Origin of the sequence: Sphingomonas sp. YR710 (genome assembly GCF_900101455.1) — a bacterium.
Classification (GTDB): Bacteria; Pseudomonadota; Alphaproteobacteria; order Sphingomonadales; family Sphingomonadaceae; genus Rhizorhabdus.
On sequence record NZ_FMZJ01000002.1, the window covers coordinates 371,883 to 393,852 of the forward strand.

At 63.0% G+C, this 21,970-nt stretch carries 24 protein-coding genes and 1 riboswitch; of the genes, 11 read left to right on the forward strand and 13 right to left on the reverse strand.

Features of this window, described 5'->3' with window-relative positions; all coding sequences use genetic code 11:
• Positions 1 to 41 precede the first annotated feature (41 nt).
• Positions 42 to 257 (reverse strand): hypothetical protein, encoded by a 216-nt coding sequence (locus BLS13_RS20600; RefSeq protein ID WP_176943426.1) that lies wholly within the window; start codon positions 255 to 257, stop codon positions 42 to 44.
• On the opposite strand from BLS13_RS20600, the gene BLS13_RS04230 reads away from it, so the two are divergent.
• The gene (locus BLS13_RS04230; protein ID WP_176943427.1) at positions 232 to 2,367 is read left to right on the forward strand and encodes a S8 family peptidase; all 2,136 of its coding nucleotides are present in this window, start codon (positions 232 to 234) and stop codon (positions 2,365 to 2,367) included. The genes BLS13_RS20600 and BLS13_RS04230 overlap by 26 nt on opposite strands.
• A 167-nt stretch (positions 2,368 to 2,534) precedes the next feature.
• On the opposite strand, the gene BLS13_RS04235 is transcribed toward BLS13_RS04230, so the two are convergent.
• From BLS13_RS04235 to BLS13_RS04265, 7 genes are all read right to left on the reverse strand, one after another.
• Complete coding sequence (locus tag BLS13_RS04235; protein ID WP_093450026.1) at positions 2,535 to 4,637, reverse strand: sodium-translocating pyrophosphatase; 2,103 nt, start codon at positions 4,635 to 4,637, stop codon at positions 2,535 to 2,537.
• A 136-nt stretch (positions 4,638 to 4,773) separates the two neighbouring features.
• Positions 4,774 to 5,736, reverse strand: a complete 963-nt coding sequence (gene thiL, locus BLS13_RS04240) for a thiamine-phosphate kinase (protein WP_093450028.1) — start codon at positions 5,734 to 5,736, stop codon at positions 4,774 to 4,776.
• A 29-nt stretch (positions 5,737 to 5,765) separates the two neighbouring features.
• Positions 5,766 to 6,224, reverse strand: a complete 459-nt coding sequence (gene nusB / locus BLS13_RS04245; protein WP_093450029.1) for a transcription antitermination factor NusB — start codon at positions 6,222 to 6,224, stop codon at positions 5,766 to 5,768.
• Entirely contained in the window at positions 6,221 to 7,516 is a 1,296-nt protein-coding gene (gene hisD / locus BLS13_RS04250; RefSeq protein WP_093450031.1) for a histidinol dehydrogenase, read from the reverse strand. Before hisD ends, nusB begins: the two co-directional genes overlap by 4 nt.
• Entirely contained in the window at positions 7,500 to 8,171 is a 672-nt protein-coding gene (gene hisG / locus BLS13_RS04255; protein WP_093450033.1) for an ATP phosphoribosyltransferase, read from the reverse strand. Before hisG ends, hisD begins: the two co-directional genes overlap by 17 nt.
• Before the next feature lie 12 nt (positions 8,172 to 8,183).
• Complete coding sequence (locus BLS13_RS04260; RefSeq protein WP_093450170.1) at positions 8,184 to 8,750, reverse strand: TMEM165/GDT1 family protein; 567 nt, start codon at positions 8,748 to 8,750, stop codon at positions 8,184 to 8,186.
• A 139-nt stretch (positions 8,751 to 8,889) separates the two neighbouring features.
• Positions 8,890 to 8,994, reverse strand: a riboswitch (yybP-ykoY riboswitch).
• A gap of 28 nt (positions 8,995 to 9,022) precedes the next feature.
• On the reverse strand, positions 9,023 to 9,523 hold the full coding sequence (locus tag BLS13_RS04265) for a Dps family protein (protein WP_093450035.1): 501 nt from the start codon (positions 9,521 to 9,523) through the stop codon (positions 9,023 to 9,025).
• Between the two features lie 226 nt (positions 9,524 to 9,749).
• Here BLS13_RS04265 and rpmG point away from each other — a divergent pair, with 226 nt between their 5' ends.
• Positions 9,750 to 9,917 carry a 50S ribosomal protein L33 gene (rpmG, locus tag BLS13_RS04270; protein WP_037525563.1) on the forward strand — a complete coding sequence of 56 codons (168 nt, stop codon included), beginning with the start codon at positions 9,750 to 9,752 and terminating at the stop codon, positions 9,915 to 9,917.
• A gap of 77 nt (positions 9,918 to 9,994) precedes the next feature.
• Here rpmG and BLS13_RS04275 read toward each other — a convergent pair whose 3' ends face one another.
• Positions 9,995 to 10,396 (reverse strand): response regulator, encoded by a 402-nt coding sequence (locus BLS13_RS04275; RefSeq protein WP_176943428.1) that lies wholly within the window; start codon positions 10,394 to 10,396, stop codon positions 9,995 to 9,997.
• A gap of 36 nt (positions 10,397 to 10,432) precedes the next feature.
• Between BLS13_RS04275 and BLS13_RS04280 the strand changes: the two genes are divergently transcribed.
• Genes BLS13_RS04280 through BLS13_RS04300 form a run of 5 tightly spaced genes read left to right on the forward strand, consistent with a single transcriptional unit; the run spans position 10,433 to position 13,714 of the window.
• A complete protein-coding gene (locus BLS13_RS04280; protein WP_093450173.1) occupies positions 10,433 to 10,729 on the forward strand; it encodes a DUF3572 domain-containing protein in 297 nt (98 codons plus the stop codon).
• Positions 10,726 to 11,343 carry a hypothetical protein gene (locus BLS13_RS04285; protein ID WP_093450037.1) on the forward strand — a complete coding sequence of 206 codons (618 nt, stop codon included), beginning with the start codon at positions 10,726 to 10,728 and terminating at the stop codon, positions 11,341 to 11,343. Before BLS13_RS04280 ends, BLS13_RS04285 begins: the two co-directional genes overlap by 4 nt.
• Positions 11,344 to 11,374: 31 nt before the next feature.
• Positions 11,375 to 11,839, forward strand: coding sequence for a RidA family protein (locus BLS13_RS04290; protein ID WP_093450039.1), 465 nt, complete (start codon positions 11,375 to 11,377; stop codon positions 11,837 to 11,839).
• A complete protein-coding gene (locus BLS13_RS04295) occupies positions 11,811 to 12,578 on the forward strand; it encodes a glycerophosphodiester phosphodiesterase family protein (protein WP_256325704.1) in 768 nt (255 codons plus the stop codon). Before BLS13_RS04290 ends, BLS13_RS04295 begins: the two co-directional genes overlap by 29 nt.
• Positions 12,572 to 13,714, forward strand: coding sequence for a GNAT family N-acetyltransferase (locus BLS13_RS04300; protein ID WP_093450040.1), 1,143 nt, complete (start codon positions 12,572 to 12,574; stop codon positions 13,712 to 13,714). Before BLS13_RS04295 ends, BLS13_RS04300 begins: the two co-directional genes overlap by 7 nt.
• On the opposite strand, the gene BLS13_RS04305 is transcribed toward BLS13_RS04300, so the two are convergent.
• The gene (locus BLS13_RS04305; RefSeq protein WP_093450042.1) at positions 13,692 to 13,988 is read right to left on the reverse strand and encodes an SEL1-like repeat protein; all 297 of its coding nucleotides are present in this window, start codon (positions 13,986 to 13,988) and stop codon (positions 13,692 to 13,694) included. The two genes, BLS13_RS04300 and BLS13_RS04305, sit on opposite strands and share 23 nt — an antisense overlap.
• Before the next feature lie 118 nt (positions 13,989 to 14,106).
• Positions 14,107 to 14,952, reverse strand: a complete 846-nt coding sequence (gene panC, locus BLS13_RS04310) for a pantoate--beta-alanine ligase (RefSeq protein WP_093450044.1) — start codon at positions 14,950 to 14,952, stop codon at positions 14,107 to 14,109.
• A 92-nt stretch (positions 14,953 to 15,044) separates the two neighbouring features.
• Between panC and BLS13_RS04315 the strand changes: the two genes are divergently transcribed.
• The 3 genes from BLS13_RS04315 to pgmG are packed head-to-tail and all read left to right on the forward strand — an operon-like array spanning position 15,045 to position 17,702.
• A complete protein-coding gene (locus BLS13_RS04315) occupies positions 15,045 to 15,836 on the forward strand; it encodes a division plane positioning ATPase MipZ (RefSeq protein ID WP_037525554.1) in 792 nt (263 codons plus the stop codon).
• Positions 15,833 to 16,261, forward strand: a complete 429-nt coding sequence (locus BLS13_RS04320; RefSeq protein ID WP_093450177.1) for a J domain-containing protein — start codon at positions 15,833 to 15,835, stop codon at positions 16,259 to 16,261. Before BLS13_RS04315 ends, BLS13_RS04320 begins: the two co-directional genes overlap by 4 nt.
• 58 nt (positions 16,262 to 16,319) lie before the next feature.
• The gene (gene pgmG, locus BLS13_RS04325) at positions 16,320 to 17,702 is read left to right on the forward strand and encodes a phosphoglucomutase/phosphomannomutase PgmG (RefSeq protein WP_093450178.1); all 1,383 of its coding nucleotides are present in this window, start codon (positions 16,320 to 16,322) and stop codon (positions 17,700 to 17,702) included.
• A 40-nt stretch (positions 17,703 to 17,742) separates the two neighbouring features.
• On the opposite strand, the gene BLS13_RS04330 is transcribed toward pgmG, so the two are convergent.
• A complete protein-coding gene (locus tag BLS13_RS04330; RefSeq protein WP_093450046.1) occupies positions 17,743 to 19,530 on the reverse strand; it encodes an alginate O-acetyltransferase AlgX-related protein in 1,788 nt (595 codons plus the stop codon).
• A 377-nt stretch (positions 19,531 to 19,907) separates the two neighbouring features.
• Positions 19,908 to 20,657, reverse strand: a complete 750-nt coding sequence (locus BLS13_RS20250; RefSeq protein ID WP_143011858.1) for a hypothetical protein — start codon at positions 20,655 to 20,657, stop codon at positions 19,908 to 19,910.
• 21 nt (positions 20,658 to 20,678) lie between these two features.
• Here BLS13_RS20250 and BLS13_RS04335 point away from each other — a divergent pair, with 21 nt between their 5' ends.
• On the forward strand, positions 20,679 to 21,959 hold the full coding sequence (locus BLS13_RS04335) for a hypothetical protein (RefSeq protein ID WP_143011859.1): 1,281 nt from the start codon (positions 20,679 to 20,681) through the stop codon (positions 21,957 to 21,959).
• The last annotated feature ends 11 nt before the right edge of the window (positions 21,960 to 21,970 follow it).

Genomic DNA, 21,970 nt, shown 5'->3' on the forward strand with positions numbered 1-21,970 from the left:
CGCTCCAAGGTTTTTGTACTCGGAGCGTTGTGTATGCGTACTCATTTTACCCGGGCGCGGGCTTGCGCCAGCATTTTGCCGTTGATTCTTCTGGCAGCATGCGGGGGCGGGGGCGGCGTCAGCTCCACCCCGACACCATCATCATCGGGTACGGGGAGCACCACCCCTAATCCATCGGCAACCACGACCGCCACCGATACGTCGTCAACCACGACCACCACGACCACGGTGATGCCAACGCCGTCGACGACGGCCAACCCGTCGATCAATTATAACGACGCCGAATATAAATTGTCGAACGTCGACGTCGCCGCCAACGCGCTCTCGGCCTATAACGCTGGCGCCACCGGCGCGGGCATCAAGATCGCGATCCTCGACAGCGGCCTTTCCGATCCGGGCAACCAGTTTTCCGGCCGAATCGATGCCGCCAGCAAGGATATCGTGTCGAATCGCGGGATCGCCGATGTCGATGGCCATGGCACCTCGGTCGCCTCGATCGCTGCTGCCGGGCGCGATGGTAACGACATGATGGGTGTCGCCTTCAACGCGACCGTGCTCGTCGCCCGCACCGATACAGTGGGCAGCTGCGGCTCGAGTTCGGGTTGCCAGCATAATGACGATATGCTCGCCAAGGGCGTGGACTACGCCCGGCAGAACGGCGCGAAGGTGATCAACATGTCGCTGGGCGGATCCTCCGCCAGCACGGCACTCGTCAATTCGGTCAAGGCGGCGGTTGCCGCCGGGATCGTGGTGGTGATTGCCGCCGGCAATGACGGCGCGGCCAATCCCGACGTGTTCGCGCAGATGGCGGCAACCAGCGGCATGAACGGCATGGTGGTCATCGCCGGCTCGCATGATGCCAATTACAATATCTCATCCTTTTCGGATCGCGCCGGCAATTACAGCCAATATTATCTGACGGCGATGGGCGAAGCAGTACGCGGCTTCGACGAGAATTTCGGTCACTTCCTGTTCTCGGGCACCTCTTATTCGGCGCCGACGATCGCGGGCGCGATTGCCGTGCTCGAACAGGCGTTCCCGAACATGACCGGCAAGCAGATCGTCGACCTGCTTTATGCGACGGCAACCGACGCCGGCGCCGCCGGTGTCGATGGCGTCTATGGCCATGGTATTCTGAACCTTGCCAAGGCCTTCCAGCCGCAGGGCAGCAGCAGCCTGGCCGGTAGCACTGTACCGGTGTCGCTGACCAGCAATGGCACGACCAGTCCCGCCATGGGCGACGCGATGGGCCAGACCGGAGCGTCGGTCGGCAAGACCGTGATTCTCGACAGCTACGGCCGCGCCTATGGCATCAACATTGCCCAGACGATCGGCCATCAATCGGGGTCGCAGCCGCTGATTGGTTCACTGGTGGGCGACGTCCGTTCCACCAACCTGTCGCAAGGGCCGATCGCGGTATCGCTGAACATCGCGCAGAGCCGTATGGGTGATGTTCCTGCCGATGTTGCGCGGCTCGGCCTCAATGATTCGGACGCGCGCGCGGTACGGATGTTGTCCGGCCGGGTAATGGCCCGTCTCGACAAGACGACGCAGGCGGTGTTCGGCCTGTCGGAAGGCGCCGGACGGCTGTCGGCAATGCTCGATGGCCGCGCCGATATGCCATTCCTGGTCGCGCGTGGCCCCGACGAGACGCCGGGCTTCGCCACCCGCGACGGACAGGCCTTCGCAATCCACCATCAGCTTGGGTTTGGTGGGCTGACGGTGTCGGCGGAGCGCGGTTCGATGGTGAAGCCGATGTCTAGCCGCGACACGAGCGCGGGCTACAAGTCCGCCACCGTCCGGCTCGATCATCGTTTCAGCACGTTGGCGGTGTCGGGTGGTCTGGGCATCATGCGCGAAAATGCGAGCGTGCTCGGTGCGCGCTTCGGTACGGCGCTTGGTGGCGGTGGTGCTACCACCGGAATGGTCGATCTGCGCGTCGATTGGCAGATGGGCGATGGCTGGTCGCTGTCGGGCGCCGTGCGCCAAAGCTGGACCCGCGCCGATCAGGGCGGCGCCCTGGTCAGCGGGCACCTGTGGAGCAATGCCTATGCCTTCGATCTGTCGAAGGTCGGCTATCAGCACCGCTTCGGCCTGCGCATTTCGCAGCCGGTGCGTGTCGAAAGCGGGGGCTACGATCTGAGTCTGCCGACGAGCTATGATTATGCCACCGGCACGGTCGGCTATGACGCGCAGCATCTCGGCCTCGCGCCGAAGGGCCGTGAAGTCGATGTCGAGGCGACCTATGGCCGCCAGCTGGCCGGTGGCTGGATCGACGCCAACCTGTTCCTGCGCAACCAGCCCGGCAACGTGGCGGCGGCATCGGCGGACAAGGGCGTTGCCGTCCGTTACTCGCTGACCTTCTGATCGTGACATCCCTCCATGCGGCGCATGGGGGGAGGGGATAAGTTGGAAGGATCCGGGGGCCGCTGGCCGTCGGACAATAAAAATCCCCTCCCGGTGACGGGAGGGGATCAGGTTCGGGACACCGAGGCGTCCCTGTTATCCCTCCCTTGCCGGGAGGAACGATCTGGTTACATCGCGGCGTGGGCCAAGGCGGCCAGCAGCAGCAGGGCCACGATGTTGGTAATCTTGATCATCGGATTGACGGCGGGGCCGGCCGTATCCTTATAGGGATCTCCAACGGTATCGCCGGTAACCGCGGCCTTATGCGCCTCGGATCCCTTGCCGCCGTGATTGCCATCCTCGATATATTTCTTGGCATTGTCCCAGGCGCCGCCGCCGCTGGTCATCGACAAAGCCACGAACAGGCCGGAGACGATCACACCGAGCAACAGTGCGCCGAGCGCGGCGAAGGCGTTGGCCTGATCCGCCACGGCCTTGATCAGGAAGTACACCACGATCGGCGCGAGCACCGGCAGCAGCGAAGGAATGATCATTTCCTTGATCGCTGCCTTGGTGACGAGATCGACGGTCCGCGCATAATTGGGGCGGCTCGTCCCCAGCATGATCCCCGGATTCTCGCGGAACTGCGCCCGCACTTCCTCGACAACTGCCCCGGCGGCGCGGCCGACGGCCGTCATCCCGAACGCCCCGAACACGTAGGGCAGCAACGCGCCCAGCAGCAGACCCACGATGACGTAGGGGTTGCTCAGCGAGAAATCGACCGGCAGGTTCGGGAAATAATGCTTGAGGTCGGTGGTATAGGCACCGAACAGCACCAAAGCGGCAAGGCCCGCCGAACCGATCGCATAGCCCTTGGTGACGGCCTTGGTGGTGTTGCCGACCGCGTCGAGCGCATCGGTCTTGACGCGCACGCTCTCGTCGAGCCCGGCCATTTCGGCGATGCCGCCGGCATTGTCGGTGACGGGCCCATAAGCATCAAGGGCAACGACCATGCCCGCCAGGGCGAGCATTGCGGTGGCGGCGAAGGCGATGCCGATTAGCCCGGCAAGCTGATAGGCGACGATGATGCCGACGCAGATCACCAGGGTTGGGAGTGCGGTTGCCTCGAGGCTGATTGCCAGCCCCTGGATGACGTTGGTGCCGTGGCCGGTCTCGGACGCCTTGGCGATCGAGCGGACCGGACGGAAGTTGGTGCCGGTATAATATTCGGTGATCCATACCAGCAGGCCGGTGACGGCAAGGCCGACGAGACTTGCGTAAAAGAGGTGCATCACCGGGAAGCTGGCCGTGCCGACGCCAATCGGTGCCGTCATGTCGCCCAGTGTATAGGCGATCGCCCCGTAGATCGCGGGTACCGAGAGAATCGCCGTCGTCCAGAAGCCCTTGTAGAGTGCGCCCATGATCGATTGGCTGGCGCCGAGCCGGACCATATAGGTCCCGATGATCGAGGTGATGATGCAGACACCGCCAATGAGCAGCGGCAACGACATCAACTTGCCGATCCAAAGCGTATCGCCGGCAACCAGCAGCGCCGTCAGCACCATCGTGGCGCCGACGGTGACGACATAAGTTTCGAACAGATCGGCGGCCATGCCGGCGCAGTCGCCGACATTGTCGCCGACATTGTCGGCGATCGTGGCCGGATTGCGGGGATCGTCCTCGGGGATGCCTGCCTCGACCTTGCCGACCAGATCGGCGCCGACGTCGGCGGCCTTGGTGAAGATGCCGCCGCCCAGGCGCGCGAAGATCGAGATCAAAGACGCACCGAAGGCCAGCGCGACGAGCGCGTCGATGACCGTCCGGTCATTCGGCGCGAGCCCGCGGAAATGGGTAAGATACAGGAAGAAGACCGCAATCGCGAGCAAGGCGAGCCCCGCAACGAGCATGCCGGTGACGGCGCCAGCGCGGAACGCGACGGTGAGGCCGCTTTGCAGGCTCGTCCGTGCCGCTTCAGCCGTTCGGACGTTCGCGCGCACCGAGATGTTCATCCCGATATAGCCAGTCGCGCCGGACAACAGCGAACCGAGGACGAAACCGATCGCCGAAGTTCCCCCGAGAAAATAGAAGACGAGCGCGGCGACAATGACGCCGACGATCGCGATCGTGCGATATTGACGGCCCAGATAGGCGCTCGCGCCCTCCTGAATGGCTGCGGCGATATCCTGCATCTTCTGATTGCCGGGCGACTGCGCCAGCACCTGACGGCTGGTAACCAATCCATACAATATCGCGAGCAGGCCGCAGCCGATCGCCATTTCCACTATGAGCATCCGATCTCCTTCCCTCTTTCCAACTGCGCGGATCGAGGATCCCCTTATTTTTGGAGGTTCCGCGCATTTGGGACGAGTTTATGTCCGGGATGGAGCCCGCCTGCAAGAGTGCGTTTACGATTGGTTAAGGCGCGATTCAGGCCCGATTTGCGCCATGTTCATAGCCGAGCCGTCCCGGAGTGGGAATCGTGCCTTCGCGATCAGCGATCGTCAGGCCTGAGCCGGTGAAGAAGTGCCCGATATCGGCGATCTCGATCCGGTGCTCGGTTGCGATGGCGGCAAGACGCTCCCCCGCCTCTGAAGGCGCGGCGAAGAGGAGTTGATAGTCGTCGCCGGCGGTAACCGCTGCGAGACGAGCCGCGCGATCGCCGCCGAACGATAGGGTATCGCGCGAGAGCGGTACCGCGTCGAGATCAATCGTCAGCGCAAGCTTCGATGCATCTGCGATGCGCAGGGCATCGATCAGCAGTCCATCGGAAATATCGGCCATCGCATGCACCAACGGCGCAATTGCTTGTCCTGCGCGCAAGCGGGGCATCGGGAGGCGATAGGCTTTCAGCAATTTGCGCGGCCCCGCGATCTCGCCGCGCGCGATGCGCAGGCCGATCCCGGCATCGCCGATCGGGCCGGTCACGTAAAGATGGTCACCCGCTTGTGCACCGCGCCGATCTGGGGCTCCGCCCGGTGGAACGCGTCCGATCGCCGTCAGGCCCAGCACGCGCGCATCGGACGGCGGCTGCAATACCGTGTCGCCGCCCAGCAATGCGACATTGAAATGGCTGAGTGCCCGCGCCAGCCCGTCGGCGAAGGCGATGTCCCATCCGGAATCGCCGGTCAGCCCATAGCCCATCAGCACCCCGATCGGTTCGGCGCCCTTGGCGGCCAGATCCGACAGGTTCACCGCCAGCAGCTTCCAGGCAACATCGCCGGGGGGATCGCTGGCCAGGAAATGCACGGCCTCGACCAGCATATCGTGGGTGAAGACAAGATCGTAACCGATCGGCGCCGGCAGCACCGCCGCGTCATCGCGCAGGTCGCGCGCTGCGGGGTGCGTTGCGATGGCACGCAGCCGATCGATGAAGGCGGATTCGCGGCTCACGCCAAATCCTCCCCCTGGCGGGGGAGGATTCAAGAGCGGACAGCCCTTGCCACCCCATCGAGCAGCCCGTTTACGAAGCCCTTCTCGCGCTTGTCGTAAAAGGCGTCGGCGACATCGACATATTCGCTGATGACCGTCGCGGTCGGCACGTCGATCCGGGCGATCAGTTCATAGGTGCCGGCGCGCAGGATCTGGCGCATCGGTTTGTCGAGCCTGTCGAGCGACCAGCCCGAGGCCAGTTTGCCGCCGATCGCGGCATCGATCTCGTCACGGCGCGCATCGACGCCCATCACCAGATCGTCGAAGAATTCGACCTCCGCCGCGGCATATTCGACATCCTCGATCGTCGCGCCGAGCCGATGCTGGTGAAATTCGTCGAGCAGGCGGGGCATTTTGGTGCCTTCCATTTCCTGCTGGTACAGGGCCTGGACGGCGGCGAGCCGGGCGGCGCTGCGGGCGCGGGAGCGTTCATTGGGTTTCTTGGTCATATCTTTTCCAGGCGCAATGCGACCGAGGCGGCGTGCGCAGGCAGCCCCTCCGCCGTGGCGAGCGCCACCGCCGCCGGGCCGATCCGGGCGATCGACGCCGGATCGAGCGCGATGAAGCTGGTGCGCTTGATGAAATCGAGCACCGAGAGGCCCGAGCAGAAGCGCGCGCGGCGGCCGGTGGGAAGAACGTGGTTCGGGCCGGCGACATAATCGCCGACCGCCTCAGGCGTATGCCGCCCGAGAAAGACCGATCCCGCATGGCGGATCCGATCGAACAGGGCCTGCGGATCGGCCACCGCCAGTTCGAGATGTTCGGGCGCTAGCCGGTCGCTGAGAGCCGGTACCTCGTCGAGCGCGCCGACCACGATGATCGCGCCATTGTCAGCCCAGCTTGCCCGCGCGGTCGTTTCCGTCGCAAGGTTGCGAAGTTGCGTATCGACGGCTTCGCAAACCTTGTCGGCAAAATGCGCATCGTCGGTGATGAGGATCGACTGGCTGGTCGGATCATGTTCGGCCTGGCTGAGCAGATCGGCTGCGATCCACGCCGGATCGTTCGCGCCATCCGCGACGACGACGATTTCGGACGGCCCCGCAACCATGTCGATCCCGACCACGCCGAACAATTGCCTTTTGGCCTCTGCGACCCAGGCATTGCCCGGGCCGACGATGACGTCGACCGGTGCGATCCTATCCGTGCCATAAGCCAGTGCCGCAATCGCCTGCGCGCCGCCAATCCGCCAGACCTCATCGACGCCGGCAATGGCCGCGGCGGCGAGCACCAGCGGGTTGATGTGGCCATCCGGGGTCGGCGTCACCATGACCAGACGGTCGACGCCGGCAACCTTGGCAGGAATGGCGTTCATCAGCACAGACGACGGATAAGCCGCGCGGCCACCGGGAACATACAGGCCGGCCGCCGCAATCGCGGTCCACCGCGCGCCCATGCGAACCCCGGCCGCATCAACCATATCGCTGTCGGACGGGCGCTGGGCGGCGTGGTAGGCGCGGATCCGTTCGGCCGCCAGCTCGAGCGAAACCCGCAGATCCGGATCGAGCGCGTCGAGCGCTGCGTGGCATTGCGCGGGATCGATTCGCCAGCCCGACGCATCGAGATCATGGCGATCGAACCGCTTCGTATAATCGGCGATCGCGGCGTCGCCTTCGGCGCGGACGCGGGCGATGATCGCGGAGACGTCGCGCGAAACATCGGCGTCGGCCTCGCGCCGCCCGTCGACCAGTACCGTGAAAGCGGCGCCGAAGCCGGGATCGCGGCTATCAAGCCGTAACGGCATCATCGCCTCCGACCGCGCGCCGGAATGCCTCGACCAAAGGCGCGATTTCGCCCGCTCGCGTCTTGAACGCCGCACGGTTGACGATCAGCCGCGATGAAACCTCGGCGATCACCTCGACCTCGACCAGGCCATTTTCCTTGAGCGTCCGCCCCGATGATACCAGATCGACGATCCGGCTCGACAGGCCGAGCGCCGGCGCAATCTCCATCGCGCCGTTCAGCTTCACGCATTCGGCCTGGACGCCGCGCGCTTCGAAATGGCGGCGGGTGATGTTCGGATATTTGGTGGCGACGCGGACATGGCTCCACTCGCGCGGATCGTCACCGCTGGCCATTGCCACCGGTTCGGCGACCGAGATCCGGCAATGACCGATGTTGAGATCGACCGGCGCATAGAGTTCGGAATAATCGAACTCCATCAGCACGTCGGACCCGACGATGCCGATCTGGGCCGCGCCATGGGCCACGAAAGTGGCGACGTCGAACGCGCGGACGCGGATCAGCCCGATATGGGCGTGGTTCGTCTCGAAGCGCAGCAGGCGGCTGTCCTCGTCCGAGAACGCCGCCTCCGGCACGATGCCCACCTTGGCGAGCATCGGCAGTGTTTCGGACAGGATCCGCCCCTTGGGGATCGCAATGATGAGGGATTCGGGCATGGCCGCGTGGCCTTATCCCAGCAGATCGCGAATCGCCAGCGCGCCGAGCACCGTCAGGATCGCTGCCGCGGCCATCCGCATGTAGCGCAGCGGGAAAATCCTCGTGACTCGTTCGCCGAGCAGGACCGCCGGCACATTGGCGATCATCATGCCCAGCGTCGTTCCGATCGCCACGAGTTCGACCGAATGGTAGCGCGCGCCCAGCGCAACGGTGGCGATCTGCGTCTTGTCGCCCATTTCGGCCATGAAGAACGCGACGACCGTGGTGAGATAGACGCCATAAGGCGCCGTCGAGACCGCGTCGTCTTCATCGACCTTGTCGGGAATCAGCGTCCACGCCGCCATCGCGAAGAAGCCGAGCGCCACGGCCAGCCGGAACCAGAAACTGTCGAGCAGCCCGGCCAGTTCGGCGCCGGCCCAGGCCGCCAGTGCATGATTGACGATGGTGGCGGTGAAGATGCCGGCGATGATCGGCATCGGTCGCTTGAAGCGCACGGCGAGAATGATTGCGAGCAGCATGGTCTTGTCGCCGATTTCGGCGAGTGCGACGAGCAGGGTAGATGCGAAAACGATATGCATGGGGCAGGTTCCGGGCCGGGCGGGCAAGGGGCAGACGATACCGGCCTTCCCCGCCCGGCTGGCAGGAAAGTCGGTATCGTCGGTCTTGCCGCGGTTGCCAGATCTTACATCTTCATAGCCGTTGGCTGTTTCAGCCAACGCGAAAACGCGCTGGTATCCGCAATCGCACCATGGGGTCTCCCCCAAGTATGTTGACGCGATCTCCGCTTGATCAGAAGCGGCCGGCTACTCCCCGAACGATGGGTCGCGCCTAACCGCGCAGCGGCGGGAGGTCAAGCGCCGCGCGAGGCCTCGAACAGGAACCAGGCGCGTTCTTCCGCAAGATCGGTCCAGTCGTCGAGGATTCCGCTGGTGGCATTATCCTTCGCCGCGTCGACGATATCCTTGGCTTCGCGCAATCGGGCGACGAGTGCCAGATTATCCTCGCGCAGTTCGGCCAGCATGTCGGCCGCGCTTACATATTCGGAATCATTGTCGCGAATCGACTGGCGTCGTGCGATGTCGCCGATCGATCGCAGGGTGGTGTTGCCGGTTTTGCGGACCCGTTCGGCGATGGCATCGGTGGTTCCCAGAATCTGGGTGGCCTGCTCGTCCAGCATCAGATGATAATCGCGAAAATGCGGGCCCGAGACATGCCAATGAAAGTTCTTGGTCTTGAGGTAGAGAGCGAAACTGTCGGCGAGAATCGCATTAAGCGCATCGGCGACCGTCAGCGCGCTGTTGCTTTGCAGGTCGGTGGGGGTCGCGAGTGCCGCCTTGGGTTTCTTGGCCATGTGCTGGGTTCCTTCATCATGAATCGAAGCCCCAACGGCGAAAGGCTGAACTCGTTTCAACCGGGTGGTACGAAATCGCCAGTGACGCATCGAGGTGCTGGATTGCCGCTTCCTGCTTGACTCAGAGATCACGAGGGGGCTAAGGGCGCATCCGAAACAGCGGCGGCAACGCCGCTTTATTTTTTCGTGTGGCGTCGGGCCACTCTCAATCAAAGGGTTTCGGGTCATGGCTAAGCCGACCACCGTAAAGATCAGGCTCGTCAGCTCGGCGGACACGGGCTTCTTCTATGTCACCAAGAAGAATCCGCGCACCCAGACCGAGAAGCTGAGCTTCAACAAATATGATCCCGTCGTGCGTAAGCATGTCGCGTTCAAGGAAGCGAAGATCAAGTAAAGGTTGCCGGCGCCGTCTGGCGCGGGCTGCAATGTCGCCGACGCCCGCCATCAGGCGGGCGTCATTTTTTGTGTCCGCTACACGCCCGAAACGACAGTGACGTTCTGGCCCAGCGTGCCCAGCAATCCTTCAACCGACGAGATGAACCGGGCGACCGATATCGGCTTCGCCACATAGGCATCCGCCCCCGCATCGCGAACACGGGCTTCGTCGCCCTTTCCCGCATAAGCGGTGACCGCCATGATCGGGATGTGGCGCAGCCCGTTGTCCGACTTCATCTGACGGATGAGATCGATGCCGCTGATGTGCGGCAACTGGATATCCATGATCACAAGATCGGGAATGAACGCGCTGATGCGGCTTACAGCCTCCCGCGCATCGCCAACCGCCTCAACCTCCACGCCATGTGCTTGCAGCAAATCCCGAAACAGGCGTAGATTCAGTTCATTGTCCTCGACAATCGCAACTTTTTTGGTCACCGCGATATTCACCTCCCGTTCAGCAGAGCTTAGGCGATGTCCAGCACTGATACAAATATTCTGAAAAATCGGGGAGTTGACCCCGCTCGGGCGGCCATAATCGCACTGTCTGCGCTCGTCTGGATCCTCGAACAGCCGACGCGCGCGCATCGCCTGCTCGATCTGACCGGGCTGTCCCCGCAGGAGTTGCGCGCTCGCGCCGCCGATCCGGCGCTGCAGGCGGCGATCCTCAATTTTCTTGGTAATCATGAGCCGGATCTGATCGCATGCGCGGCCGCGATCGGCCATGATCCGGCTGAACTCATCCAGGCGCGGGATCTGCTCGAATCATGAAACGACCTTTGCTCATTACCGATTGTGACGAAGTTCTGCTGCATATGGCCGGTCCGTTCAGCCAATGGCTGGATGAAGCCCATGCGATCGAACTGGCGCTGGAGGTCGAGGATTTCGGCCACGGCCTGAAGCGGCGATCGGACGGCCGGGCCGTCGAAGCCGAACATATCTGGCCGCTGCTCGAAGCGTTTTTCACCACGGAAATGCATCGGCAGACATTGGCGCCGCATGCCGATACCGCCCTCGCCACGATTTCGGAGGTGGCGGATATCGTCGTCCTGACCAATTTGACCGATGGATTCCATTCGTCGCGTATTGCGCAGCTCGATGCCCATGGCATCCGCCACCGCGTCATCTGCAATCAGGGCGGCAAGGGAAAGCCCGTCGCCGATCTGATCGCGCAATATGATCCGTCGGTTGCGGTGTTCGTCGACGATCTTGCCCAGCATCACAGCTCGGTCGCCGAACATGCGCCCGACGTCTGGCGGTTGCACATGGTGGCCGAGCCGCGAGTCGCGGCGCATCGGCCGAAGGCATCCGAAGCGCATGCCAGGATCGATACGTGGCACGATGCCTTGCCATGGGTGATGGCGCGTTTCGCGGACGCAGCTTGACCTCGAGCCCCTTCAAACGCCAAGTAGCCCCATGACGATCGCACAACGCCTCATCGACCTTGGTATCATCCTTCCTCAACCCGCGGCGCCGGTCGCGGCTTATGTTCCGACCGTAGAGATTGGCGGTCTGCTTCATATTTCGGGCCAATTGCCGTTTCGCGAGGATGGCTCGCTGATGACCGGGCGGATGGGCGAGGCGGTGGATATGGACGAAGGCGCTGAAGCGGCACGCCGCTGCGCGATCATGCTGCTGGCCCAGATGCAGGCCGCGCTGGGCGATCTCGACCGGGTCGTCCGGATCGTCAAACTTGGGGCGTTCATTTCCTCCACCGCGGATTTTACCGGCCAGCCGAAAGTTGCAAATGGCGCCTCCGAACTGATGCAGGCGGTGTTCGGCGAGGCCGGGCGCCACGCGCGCAGCGCGGTCGGCGTGCCGGTTCTGCCGCTCGGCGCGGTTGTTGAAATCGATGGCATTGTCGCCGTTCGCCCTGCTTGATCGTTTCCGGTTCCCCATACCGGACCAGCGCCGCGTGGCGTTCCTTGCCCGCACGCCTTATGCCCATCGCGGCCTGCATGGCACGCGCCTCGTGGAGAATAGCCGCGCGGCGATCGGTGCGGCGGCCGAGGCCGGCTATGGCATCGAACTCGATGTCCAGTTCAGCCTCGATGGATCCGCTTATGTCTTCCACGATTCGTCGCTCGAGCGACTGACCGGCACGCAGGGACAGTTGCGTCACAAAACCAGCCGTGACCTGTCGGAGATCACTCTGAAAGGTACCGATGAGACGATTCCCAAGCTCGACGAGATATTGCGGCTGATCAACGGGCGGGTGCCGGTGCTGATCGAACTCAAGGCGATCGAAGGCCATGTGTCGCAACTGTGCGTGGCCGTGCGCCACGCGCTGGAGGGCTATCGCGGAGAGGCCGCGATCATGTCGCTGCATGGTGAAGTCTCGCGCTGGTTTGCGGCCCATGGCGAAAAGATCGTGCGCGGCCTGATCCTGTCCGAAAACAGCGAATATGGTCGGGAAGAAGGCGCCGAGCAGCGCAAGGCCGTATGGCGCGCCAAGCCCGAATTCATTGCGATCGACATCGCCGACCTGCCGAGCCGTTTCACCGCGCGGCAACGCAAGCGCGGTATTCCGGTGCTGGCCTGGACGGTGCGCACCGCCGAGCAGCAGGCGCTGGCCGCGGTGCATGCCGATCAGATCATCTTCGAGGCGCCGGGATGGTAAGCGCACCCACCGCCCGTATGGCGGAGGGGATTGCGAGTTTTTCACAGGACGATTGGGATCGCTGTGCCGGCCATGCCAACCCCTTCGTCGGCCATGACTTCCTGTTGAGTCTCGAAGAATCCGGCAGCGCGATCGCGCGCGCCGGCTGGCAGCCGGTGCCGATTGTCATTGACGGTGCAGATGGCCGGCCGGCGGCGATTCTGCCCGCTTATGCCAAGAGCCACAGCCAGGGCGAATATGTGTTCGATCACAGCTGGGCCAATGCCTGGCAGCAGGCGGGCGGCGAATATTATCCCAAGTTGCAGATCGCCGTGCCGTTCAGCCCGGTGCCGGGCCCACGCGTGCTGACGCAGGATCCGGCGTTGGCGCCGGCGTTGCTCGCTGCCGCCGAAGCCGTCGTCCGCAACAACGGCCTGTCGTCGGCGCATGCCACATTCATCGAGCCCGCGCAGGTGCCGCTGTTCGAAGCCGCCGGCTGGCTGATCCGTACCGATCGCCAGTTCCACTGGACAAATCAGGGCTATGGCAGCTTCGACGATTTTCTGGACGTACTGGCGTCGCGGAAGCGCAAGGCGATCCGCAAGGAACGGGCCGCGGCGGTTGCGGGCCTTGAGATCGTGCATCTGACCGGTGCCGCGATCGAGGAGCGGCATTGGGACGCCTTCTGGCATTTCTATCAGGATACCGGTGCGCGCAAATGGGGGCGGCCCTATCTGACGCGGCAGTTTTTCACGCTGATCGGTGAGCGCATGGCCGATCGGATCCTGCTGATCTTCGCGTTACGCGACGGCCGGCCGATTGCCGGTGCGCTCAACCTGATCGGGGCCGACACATTATATGGCCGCTATTGGGGCGCGGCCGAGGACGTGCCCTTCCTGCATTTCGAGCTTTGCTATTACCAGGCCATCGATGCCGCGATCGCGCGGGGACTGACCCGGGTCGAGGCGGGGGCGCAGGGCGAGCACAAACTTGCGCGGGGCTATGAGCCCGTCCCGACCTGGTCGGCCCATTATATTCCCGATCGCAACTTTCGGAATGCTGTCGCCAATTATCTGGCGGCAGAGCGCGCCGCCGTAGCCGAGGATATCGCTATGCTCGACGAACTGACCCCGTTCAAGCGGCTCGACGGGCGCTGAGCGCCAGCACGGCGCGCGCCTGTCGTTGCGCCTCAATGATTTCGCGTGCTGTCATGTCCTCGGCGATTTCGGCACGGCATTCCATCGCGCGGGCATTGCCGGCGAGGGCCGCGATGTTGAACCATTTGTGCGCTGAGATAAGATCGAGTGGGCAACCGTCGATCCCGGCCGAATAAGCGATACCCAGATCGAAGCAGGCATCGCTATTGCCCGCCATTGCATCGCGCATCCGCGATTCCCTGAAGAATTCTTCCGTCCGAAATCCATGTCCCATGACGTACAGCTCCACTGTCCTGCGGAACGGTCGGCAAGGAATGTGATGCGAACCCGCCGCCGTCCCGAAAGGGTTAACGACGCGGCCACCGCGTTTTTTAGCGTCTTTCTGGAATCGATTACGCGGGCTCGACGCTGAGATTGTCGATCAGCCGTGTGCGCCCCAAAGTCGCCGCGGCGAGTAGCCGCGCGGGCTTCGTCAACTGATCGAGCGGCTCAAGCGTGTCGGCATCGCACAAGGCGACATAATCGATCGGGGTGAAGCCCGCGTCGGCGAGCTTGCGCCGGGCGATATCGAGTGTCGCCGCGACATCTGCACCCCGCACGATGGCCGCGGCGGCCTCGCCCAGCGCGCGCGGCAGCTGGCGTGCGGTCGTCCGTTCGTCGGTGCTCAGATAGGCGTTGCGCGACGACAGCGCCAAGCCGTCGTCATCGCGCTGGATCGGCACGCCGACGATCTCCACATCGATATCGAGATCCGAAACCAGCCGCCGGATCACGGCAAGCTGCTGGAAATCCTTCTCGCCAAAGAAAGCGACGTCCGGATCGACCTGCAGCAGCAACTTGGCAACGACCGTTGCCACGCCGGAAAAATGGCCAGGCCGTGCGGCACCGTCCCAGCGTTCGCTTACGCCGCCGACGGTGATGCTCGTCGCAAATCCGGACGGGTACATTGTGCCGACATCCGGCGCCCACAACAGCGCCGCCCCCGCCTGAACCAGCAAGGCCGAATCGGCGGCCTCGCGCCGCGGATAGGCATCGAGATCCTCATGCGGCCCGAACTGGGTAGGATTGACGAAGATCGAAACGACCACCTGCAGGCCTCGCCGGCGGGCGGCGTCGACCAGAGCGATATGCCCGGCATGCAAGGCGCCCATTGTCGGCACCAGAGCAATGCCGGCACCCTCGGCCCGCAACCCGCGGACGGCGTCACGAAGATCGGCTATGTTCCGAACGGTCTTCACGGTTTATATGCCTCGATAGAGCGCGAGTTGTTCCTTTGCGGAAGGGGACGCCCGGAATCAAGCGATCCGCGCCGGTTGGGGGTCTGGAAGTTTTGGCAAACGGTCATCTCATTGTATTTGCTAATGAAAAAGGTGGGTCTGGTAAATCGACAACCTCGGTTCACGTGGCCGTGGCGCTGGCGGCGGCCGGCAAGAAGATCGCCGCGCTCGATCTCGATACCCGCCAGCGGACATTGGGCCGCTATTTGGAAAACCGTGCGGCTACGGCGCGGCGGACGGGCCATGAGCTGGCCATGCCGGATTTCGATACATTCGATCCCGCCCGCGATCCGGACATCAAACGCCGGATTTCGACGCTGCTGGCGCAATATGAGATTGTGGTCGTCGATACGCCGGGTCGCGACGATGTCTATACGCGCGCGGTGATTGAACAGGCCGATACGCTTGTCACGCCGATCAACGACAGCTTCATCGATCTCGATCTGATCGGGCAGGTCGATCCTGAGAGCTTCAAGGTGCGGCGGCCGAGCTTCTATGCCGAACTGGTGTGGGAAGCGCGCAAGACGCGCGCGCGCACCGACGGCGGCACGGTCGACTGGATCGTCATGCGCAACCGGCTCCAGCATCTCGAGGCGCGCAACATGCGGCGCGTGGCCGATGCGCTCGCCGATCTGTCGAAGCGCGTGGGTTTTCGGGTGATCCCGGGGCTGTCCGAGCGCGTGATCTACCGCGAATTGTTTCCCAAGGGGCTGACCCTGCTCGACCTGAAGGCGCTGGGTGCCGATGCCGGGCTCGGTCACATCGCCGCGCGGCAGGAATTGCGTGAGATGATCGCCGGCCTCGCGCTCTCGCAATGGCCGCAGCATCAGGCGGCTGCCAGATGATCCTTGCGCTGCTGGCGGCTGCCGGCCTCGCTTATTGGATGTGGCGGCGGGGGGAACTGGCCTGGCTCAACATCAATTATGTGCTCGCGGGCGCAGCGGCGCTGGCGGGCATCTGGGTGCTTCTGCGCGGCGAGCTGCTCGCGGTGCCGTTGCTGCTCGGGGTTGCCGGTTATTGGTATGCGGGCCGCAAGAAGCCGATCCGCTTTGCCCGCACGCCGCGCCCGTCGCCGACGATGCCGAGCGACGAAGCTTGTCGCGTGCTCGACATCCCGGCCGGCGCCGATGCCGAAACCATCCGGGCAGCGCACCGCCGGCTCGTCAATCGCGTCCATCCCGATCGCGGCGGATCGAGCGATCTCGCTGCGCGAGTCAATATGGCGCGGGACACCTTGCTGGCGGAACTCGATCGGCCGCAACACCGTTGATCCGGAAGAGGATTCACCGCTTCCTGTGATCCGGTTCAATCCACTTCTGGAGACTATCTTGACCCATCGTTTCGATCCGACATCACTACGCGAATATGACATCAGAGGAATCGTCGGGAAGGCCCTGGGCCCGGCGGATGCGGTGGCGATCGGGCGCAGCTTTGCAACGGCGGTGCGTCGTGCCGGCGGCACACGCGTGGCGGTGGGCTATGATGGGCGCCTGTCGTCGCCGGTGCTGGAGGTCGCGCTGATCGAAGGCCTTACGCTGAGTGGAGTCGACGTCGTGCGCACGGGGCTGGGCCCGACGCCGATGCTCTATTATGCCGAGGCGATCCTGGAGGTGGATGGCGGGATCCAGATCACCGGCAGCCACAACCCGGCCGACTATAATGGCTTCAAGATGGTGCTGCAGCACAGCCCGTTCTTCGGCGACGATATCCAGTCGCTCGCGCGCATGGCCGAGGCCGGTGATTGGGAAGAGGGTGCGGGCACGGTTTCCAATGCCGACGTCATCGATCTGTATGTCGATCGGTTGCTTGAAAATTACGATGGCGGGGCGTTCCGGGTGGGCTGGGATGCCGGCAACGGCGCGGCCGGACCCGTCGTTGATAAGTTGATCAAGCGGCTACCCGGCGAACATCATGCGATCTTCACCGAGGTCGACGGCCGTTTTCCGAACCATCACCCCGATCCCACCGAAGAACGGAATCTCGCCGATCTGAAGGCGCTGGTGCGCGAAAGGAATCTTGATTTCGGCGTGGCCTTCGATGGCGATGGCGATCGCATCGGCGTCGTCGACGGGCTCGGTCGTGTCGTGTGGGGCGATCAGCTGCTTGCCATCCTGGCCGAGCCCGTGCTGAAGGCGCTTCCGGGCGCGACGATCGTCGGCGATGTGAAATGCAGCCAGGCCCTGTTCGATCGTGTCGCCGAACTGGGCGGAAAGCCGCTGATGTGGAAGACCGGCCATTCGCTGATGAAGGTCAAGATGAAGGAGGCCGATTCGCCGCTCGCCGGCGAGATGAGCGGCCACATCTTCTTCGGCTATGAATGGTATGGTTTCGACGACGCGCAATATGCGGCGATCCGGCTGATGCGCGCCGTGCGGTCGCTCGGCGGATCGCTGACCGCGATCCGCGATTCTATGCCGGCGATGATCAACACGCCCGAACTGCGCTTTCAGGTTTCGGAAGCCCGCAAGTTCGCGGTGATCGATGAAGTGCTCGATCGGCTGGAGGAGAGCGGCGCCACGGTCGATCGCACCGATGGCGCGCGCGTCAACACGCCCGACGGCTGGTGGCTGCTGCGTGCATCAAACACCCAGGACGTGCTCGTGGCGCGCGCAGAGGCGAAGGATCAGGCGGGGCTCGACCGGCTGATGGCGCAGATCGATGCGCAGCTGGCGGCGTCGGGGCTGACGCGGGGCGAGCCGGCGGGGCACTGATGGCGCCAGCTGCGCATCGATCTGCGCCGCATCCGGGAGCTCAGCTCTTCGGGACTTCGGGCAAAAACCGCTCGACCGTCTGGCAGATCACGATGTCCGGCTTATGTTCGTCGACATAAGCGATGTCCATGTCCGCGCGCCAATGGAAATGGAATTCTGCGAACATGTGCTTGAACCACCAGGACAGGCCGTGCACGCCGCCGCCGCGTTCGAAGAAGGAGTTGCCAAAGGCGACAACTTTCAAGGGGCTGGGCGCGTTGGGGTTGCGCCAGACCAGGCGGATATTCTGGAGTCCTTCCGGAGGGAATTCGGCGATCACCGGCGCGCCGGGGGCCAATGCCTCGATCGCGGCGAGATCGCCATAATTGTCGCTCTCATACAAAGGCCGGCCGAAGAAGCGCTCGCCCAGATCCCCCTTCAGGACGTAGGTTTCGGGCGAGGGTGTCATATGACCACATAATGCCGCGATCGCCTCAAAGCCGTCCGCATGCTGGGGCATCAGCGAATCGAGGTGGCGAACGATCTGGTAGAAGGTCAGTTGCGCGCCGGCTGCGCGGAAATGGCTGTCGGTTCGCAGATAAGGCGGCACGCCCGCGGCGTAGGATGCGCGCAACATTTCGACGAGCGAACGATAGAAGACCGGCATCTTGCCGGCGGATCGCTCGAATTCCAGCGCGATCATTTGTTCGAGCAACGCCAGGCGAGCGGTGATCGGCGTGAGCTCCTTTGGGGCGACGCTTGTCAATATCGTCGATTTTTCCGGGATCACGATCTGGGCGTAGCCGACGTTGCGTTGCTGGAGCGCCGCCTGCCGCTGCTGGAACAGCATGAGCCAGCGCGCGGCATCCTTTTGAACCGTCGGATCATCGACAGGCAGGCGGTATTGGCTGGTCAGGCCATTGCTGCCCTGATCGAGAAACAGGAAGCCGTCACCTCCTGTCACCGCCGAACCGTCAGCGGCGGCGACGCCGACCGGCACCCGCACATAAGTCAGATCGGCCTCGGATTTTACGATGACAGGCCCGCGCACCTTGACCAGGAGGTCGGGGTCTCCGAAATCCCTTTTGTAGCAGAAGCGGGCATAGGGCTCGGCTTCGGCGATGATCGACAAGGTGAAAGGCGCGGCCGTCGCACTGACGACATCGACCCTTACCCTCCCTTCGATAATCAGGCGGGAGAGCGCCAGGTCCGCGAACGGGATCTGGAATCCAAGAAAATGGGTGTCCTCGCGCTTGTGCTCGGGTTTGGCACTGGCAACCGGCTTTCCGTCGACCAACAAGACGGCGCGTACCGAGTCGCTTTCGACACCCGCTTCGTCCCCCGCCCAGCCTCCGACGAATTCGCCAATCTTGATGAAATCGCACAGGCCGACGAGCTTTGGCGAGGCCGCGCCGACGGGAGACGCCCCGCCATTGACCGCAGCTAATTCGCCCGGGAGGGCTGGCTTCTTGTCGACCGATTCCGTTGGGGCGGGGCGAGCGGGCGCGGTAGCCGCATGCGGCGTCGGCGCAGCGGATGGCGACGGAACGTTGAGTAACGGCTGCTTGACCGGGCGGACGACCATCTTTGGGGAAGGCGCGCCAGACAACATGCGCTCCAGATCGTGGAAATCCTGCGACGATATGATCGATGCCGATAATTCTTCGGGTGTCGGCTTGCGCAGTTCGAACTCAATGTCGGCTGTGTCGGGATCCGGCGATGGGGCTGCGACCGGCGGTGGAAGTTGTGCTGGCGGTGCCTCATCTGCAGATGCCGGCCGGGGCTCCGCAATCGGATCTTGGGCTTCAACTGGCAGCGGCGAAGCCGATTTCCTGAATGGCCAACGCATCAGCAGAAATCCTGAAGATGCGCTTTGGGAGGCGTGGATATACGCAGCATCGTGATCATAAGGGCACCGAGCAAAAGAAACGCGAGAGGAGGGCCGAGCCCACGATTTTTGTCACCGCTCTCTCACCTGGGTGGCGCCGGATAGCGGCAATATCCTTAAGACCTTTGAAGATCCAATCATGAAGATCTGAACCAAGAATGTCTCCAGTATCGCGGCTGTCCCACGGATCTTACCCTAGCAGAACCTGAGGCGTCGACAAGGCAAGCGCCGCTCTATGGTGCCGCCGAACTGCGTGCGCTGAGGCGCAAGGATTGCGCCAAGCTTGGGAGCGATTTCGACCGCCAGCTGCGCCTTGCGGGGGCAGGATTCACACAATGTCAGTCAGTTGGCAATATGCTCCACCGCCGTTGTTGATGCGGCGGAGCGATGGTTGAACGCATCGCATGACTGTTATACGAGCTAACAATTGTTGGTGCGCGGTTGCGGAGATGGACTTTATGGCCAGTGAAACGGTCATCTTTTATACGACGCAGACCAGTGCGACCATGTCCATCGGCCGCATTCTGACCACGATCAACAACCGCCATCTGAAGCTTCGTGCCATCGGGCACGAACTGTTCACGCAAGGCCCTTTTTTTCGATTTGCCTGGAAAGACGTGCCAAGCACCGGCCAACTGCTCCTGGCAAACTGCCCATATGAGCTTGGACAGATCGAGAATCTCAGACAGCAGAAATTTATCGTCAATTTTCGCGATCCGCGTGACCGGATTTGCAACGAATTCGCGTTTCGCCTCGTCCATTCGAATAGTCCGGACGAACCGAAGGAGGCCGTAGAAGCGCGGGCAAAGCTTCTGCGCGAGAAGGGTATCGACACCTGGATACGCGAAAACCTGGGAACGAGCGGCCTCACCGACCAGGACTATTTCAAATTCTTCATTGATAACGTGGGCAGAATTCCGCCTGCGGACCTTAGTGTCATCACATATGCCCGTCTCTGCCTTGATTTTGATTCCTTCGTCGAGCGAGCTTGCGCGGCGATGGCGAAGGACTTGACCCCGGACCTCAGGGAAGCGCTGGAAGTCGAGCGAACCGAAAAGATTGAACAAAATCCCAATTGGATCGGGCATGTGTGGAGTGGCTCGGATGCGATGCCGGGACGCTATAAGAGGGATCTCAAGCCTGAGACTATCGCGTTTCTGACCGCGCGTTACACCCCCGTCCTGCGGGAGATGGCGCGGCTCGATCCGGATTATGCGGACCTTTATCTTGAGGGGCTGGCGTCGGTTTCGTCGGTCTCGCGTAAGTCACCTGCTGTTGAAAATCCCGTTCAATCTATTCCCGTCCTTGCGGCACGCGCGATCGCCAGCGAGGGTTCAACTGCAAACGTCAATAATCATTCCATTGCGCGATCGACGATCGTCGATCGCGCGGACCTCAGGATCGATCACTTCCGGAGTCAGGCGAAGAATGAGACGGTTGTCTTTACCTTCAGCGAGCGGACCAACCGCGATCTCGCCGGGCCGGGCTTTGCCACCGAATTTCTGCTGAAGAACGGCGTGGATGTCGTCGCGATCAAGACCAATCGGGATGTCTGGTACGAAAATCTCCTGGAGCGCGACATCCGCGAGATCGATCGCTCGTTGTCATGGACGGCTACGCCCTATCGGCAGCGGCTTGCTTATGGCAGCAGCATGGGCGCCTATGCCGCGATCCGCTTCTCCCGCGCGTTGCGGTTCGATCGCGTCGTCGCCCTTTCGCCCTTGTTCGACATCAAGCAGGGTTGGGAGACGCGCTGGCGAGAGGATCTTCCGGCGCTTTCGCCGGACCTGCTGATGCTGGCGCTTCCCGGAGAGGCGGGTTTCGAACAGACCCGGCACCATATCTCGGACAGTTGCGACTTTCTGATGGTCTTCGATCCGCTCGACCCCGATCTCGACCATATCCGGCGTTTCCAGCAGGTGATTGCGCCCGAACGGCTGCAATTGCTGGCGGTGCCCTATGGCGGCCACCCGGCAGGGCAATATCTGCTCGAGATCAAGATGCTCGGCGATGTCGGGCTGAGCGCGCTCAAGGAAGGCCGCTTCCCCTCGATCGCGGCGGCCCGGCGCCAATATAAGGGGCATTCGACGATCCACCTGTTCCAGCTGGCCGAGCATTGTCAGCGGCGCGGCCACCTGCATTGGGCACTGGCAATCATCAAGCGGCTGATAGCGATGCGGGACCATCCCGAATATCAGTTGCAGGCAAGCAGGATATTCCGCCAGCTTGGCCGGATTGATGAAGCGGTGGCGGCGGTCGATCGCGCACTGGGCTTTGCCGACTATATTTTCCGACCGAATATCGAAAATTATCGACGGGAGATGCTCGCTCAAAATAGCCTATCTGAAAATCGATCTCTTTTATCGAGCGGCGACCTATGGCACCACTGATGTGAAGGGCC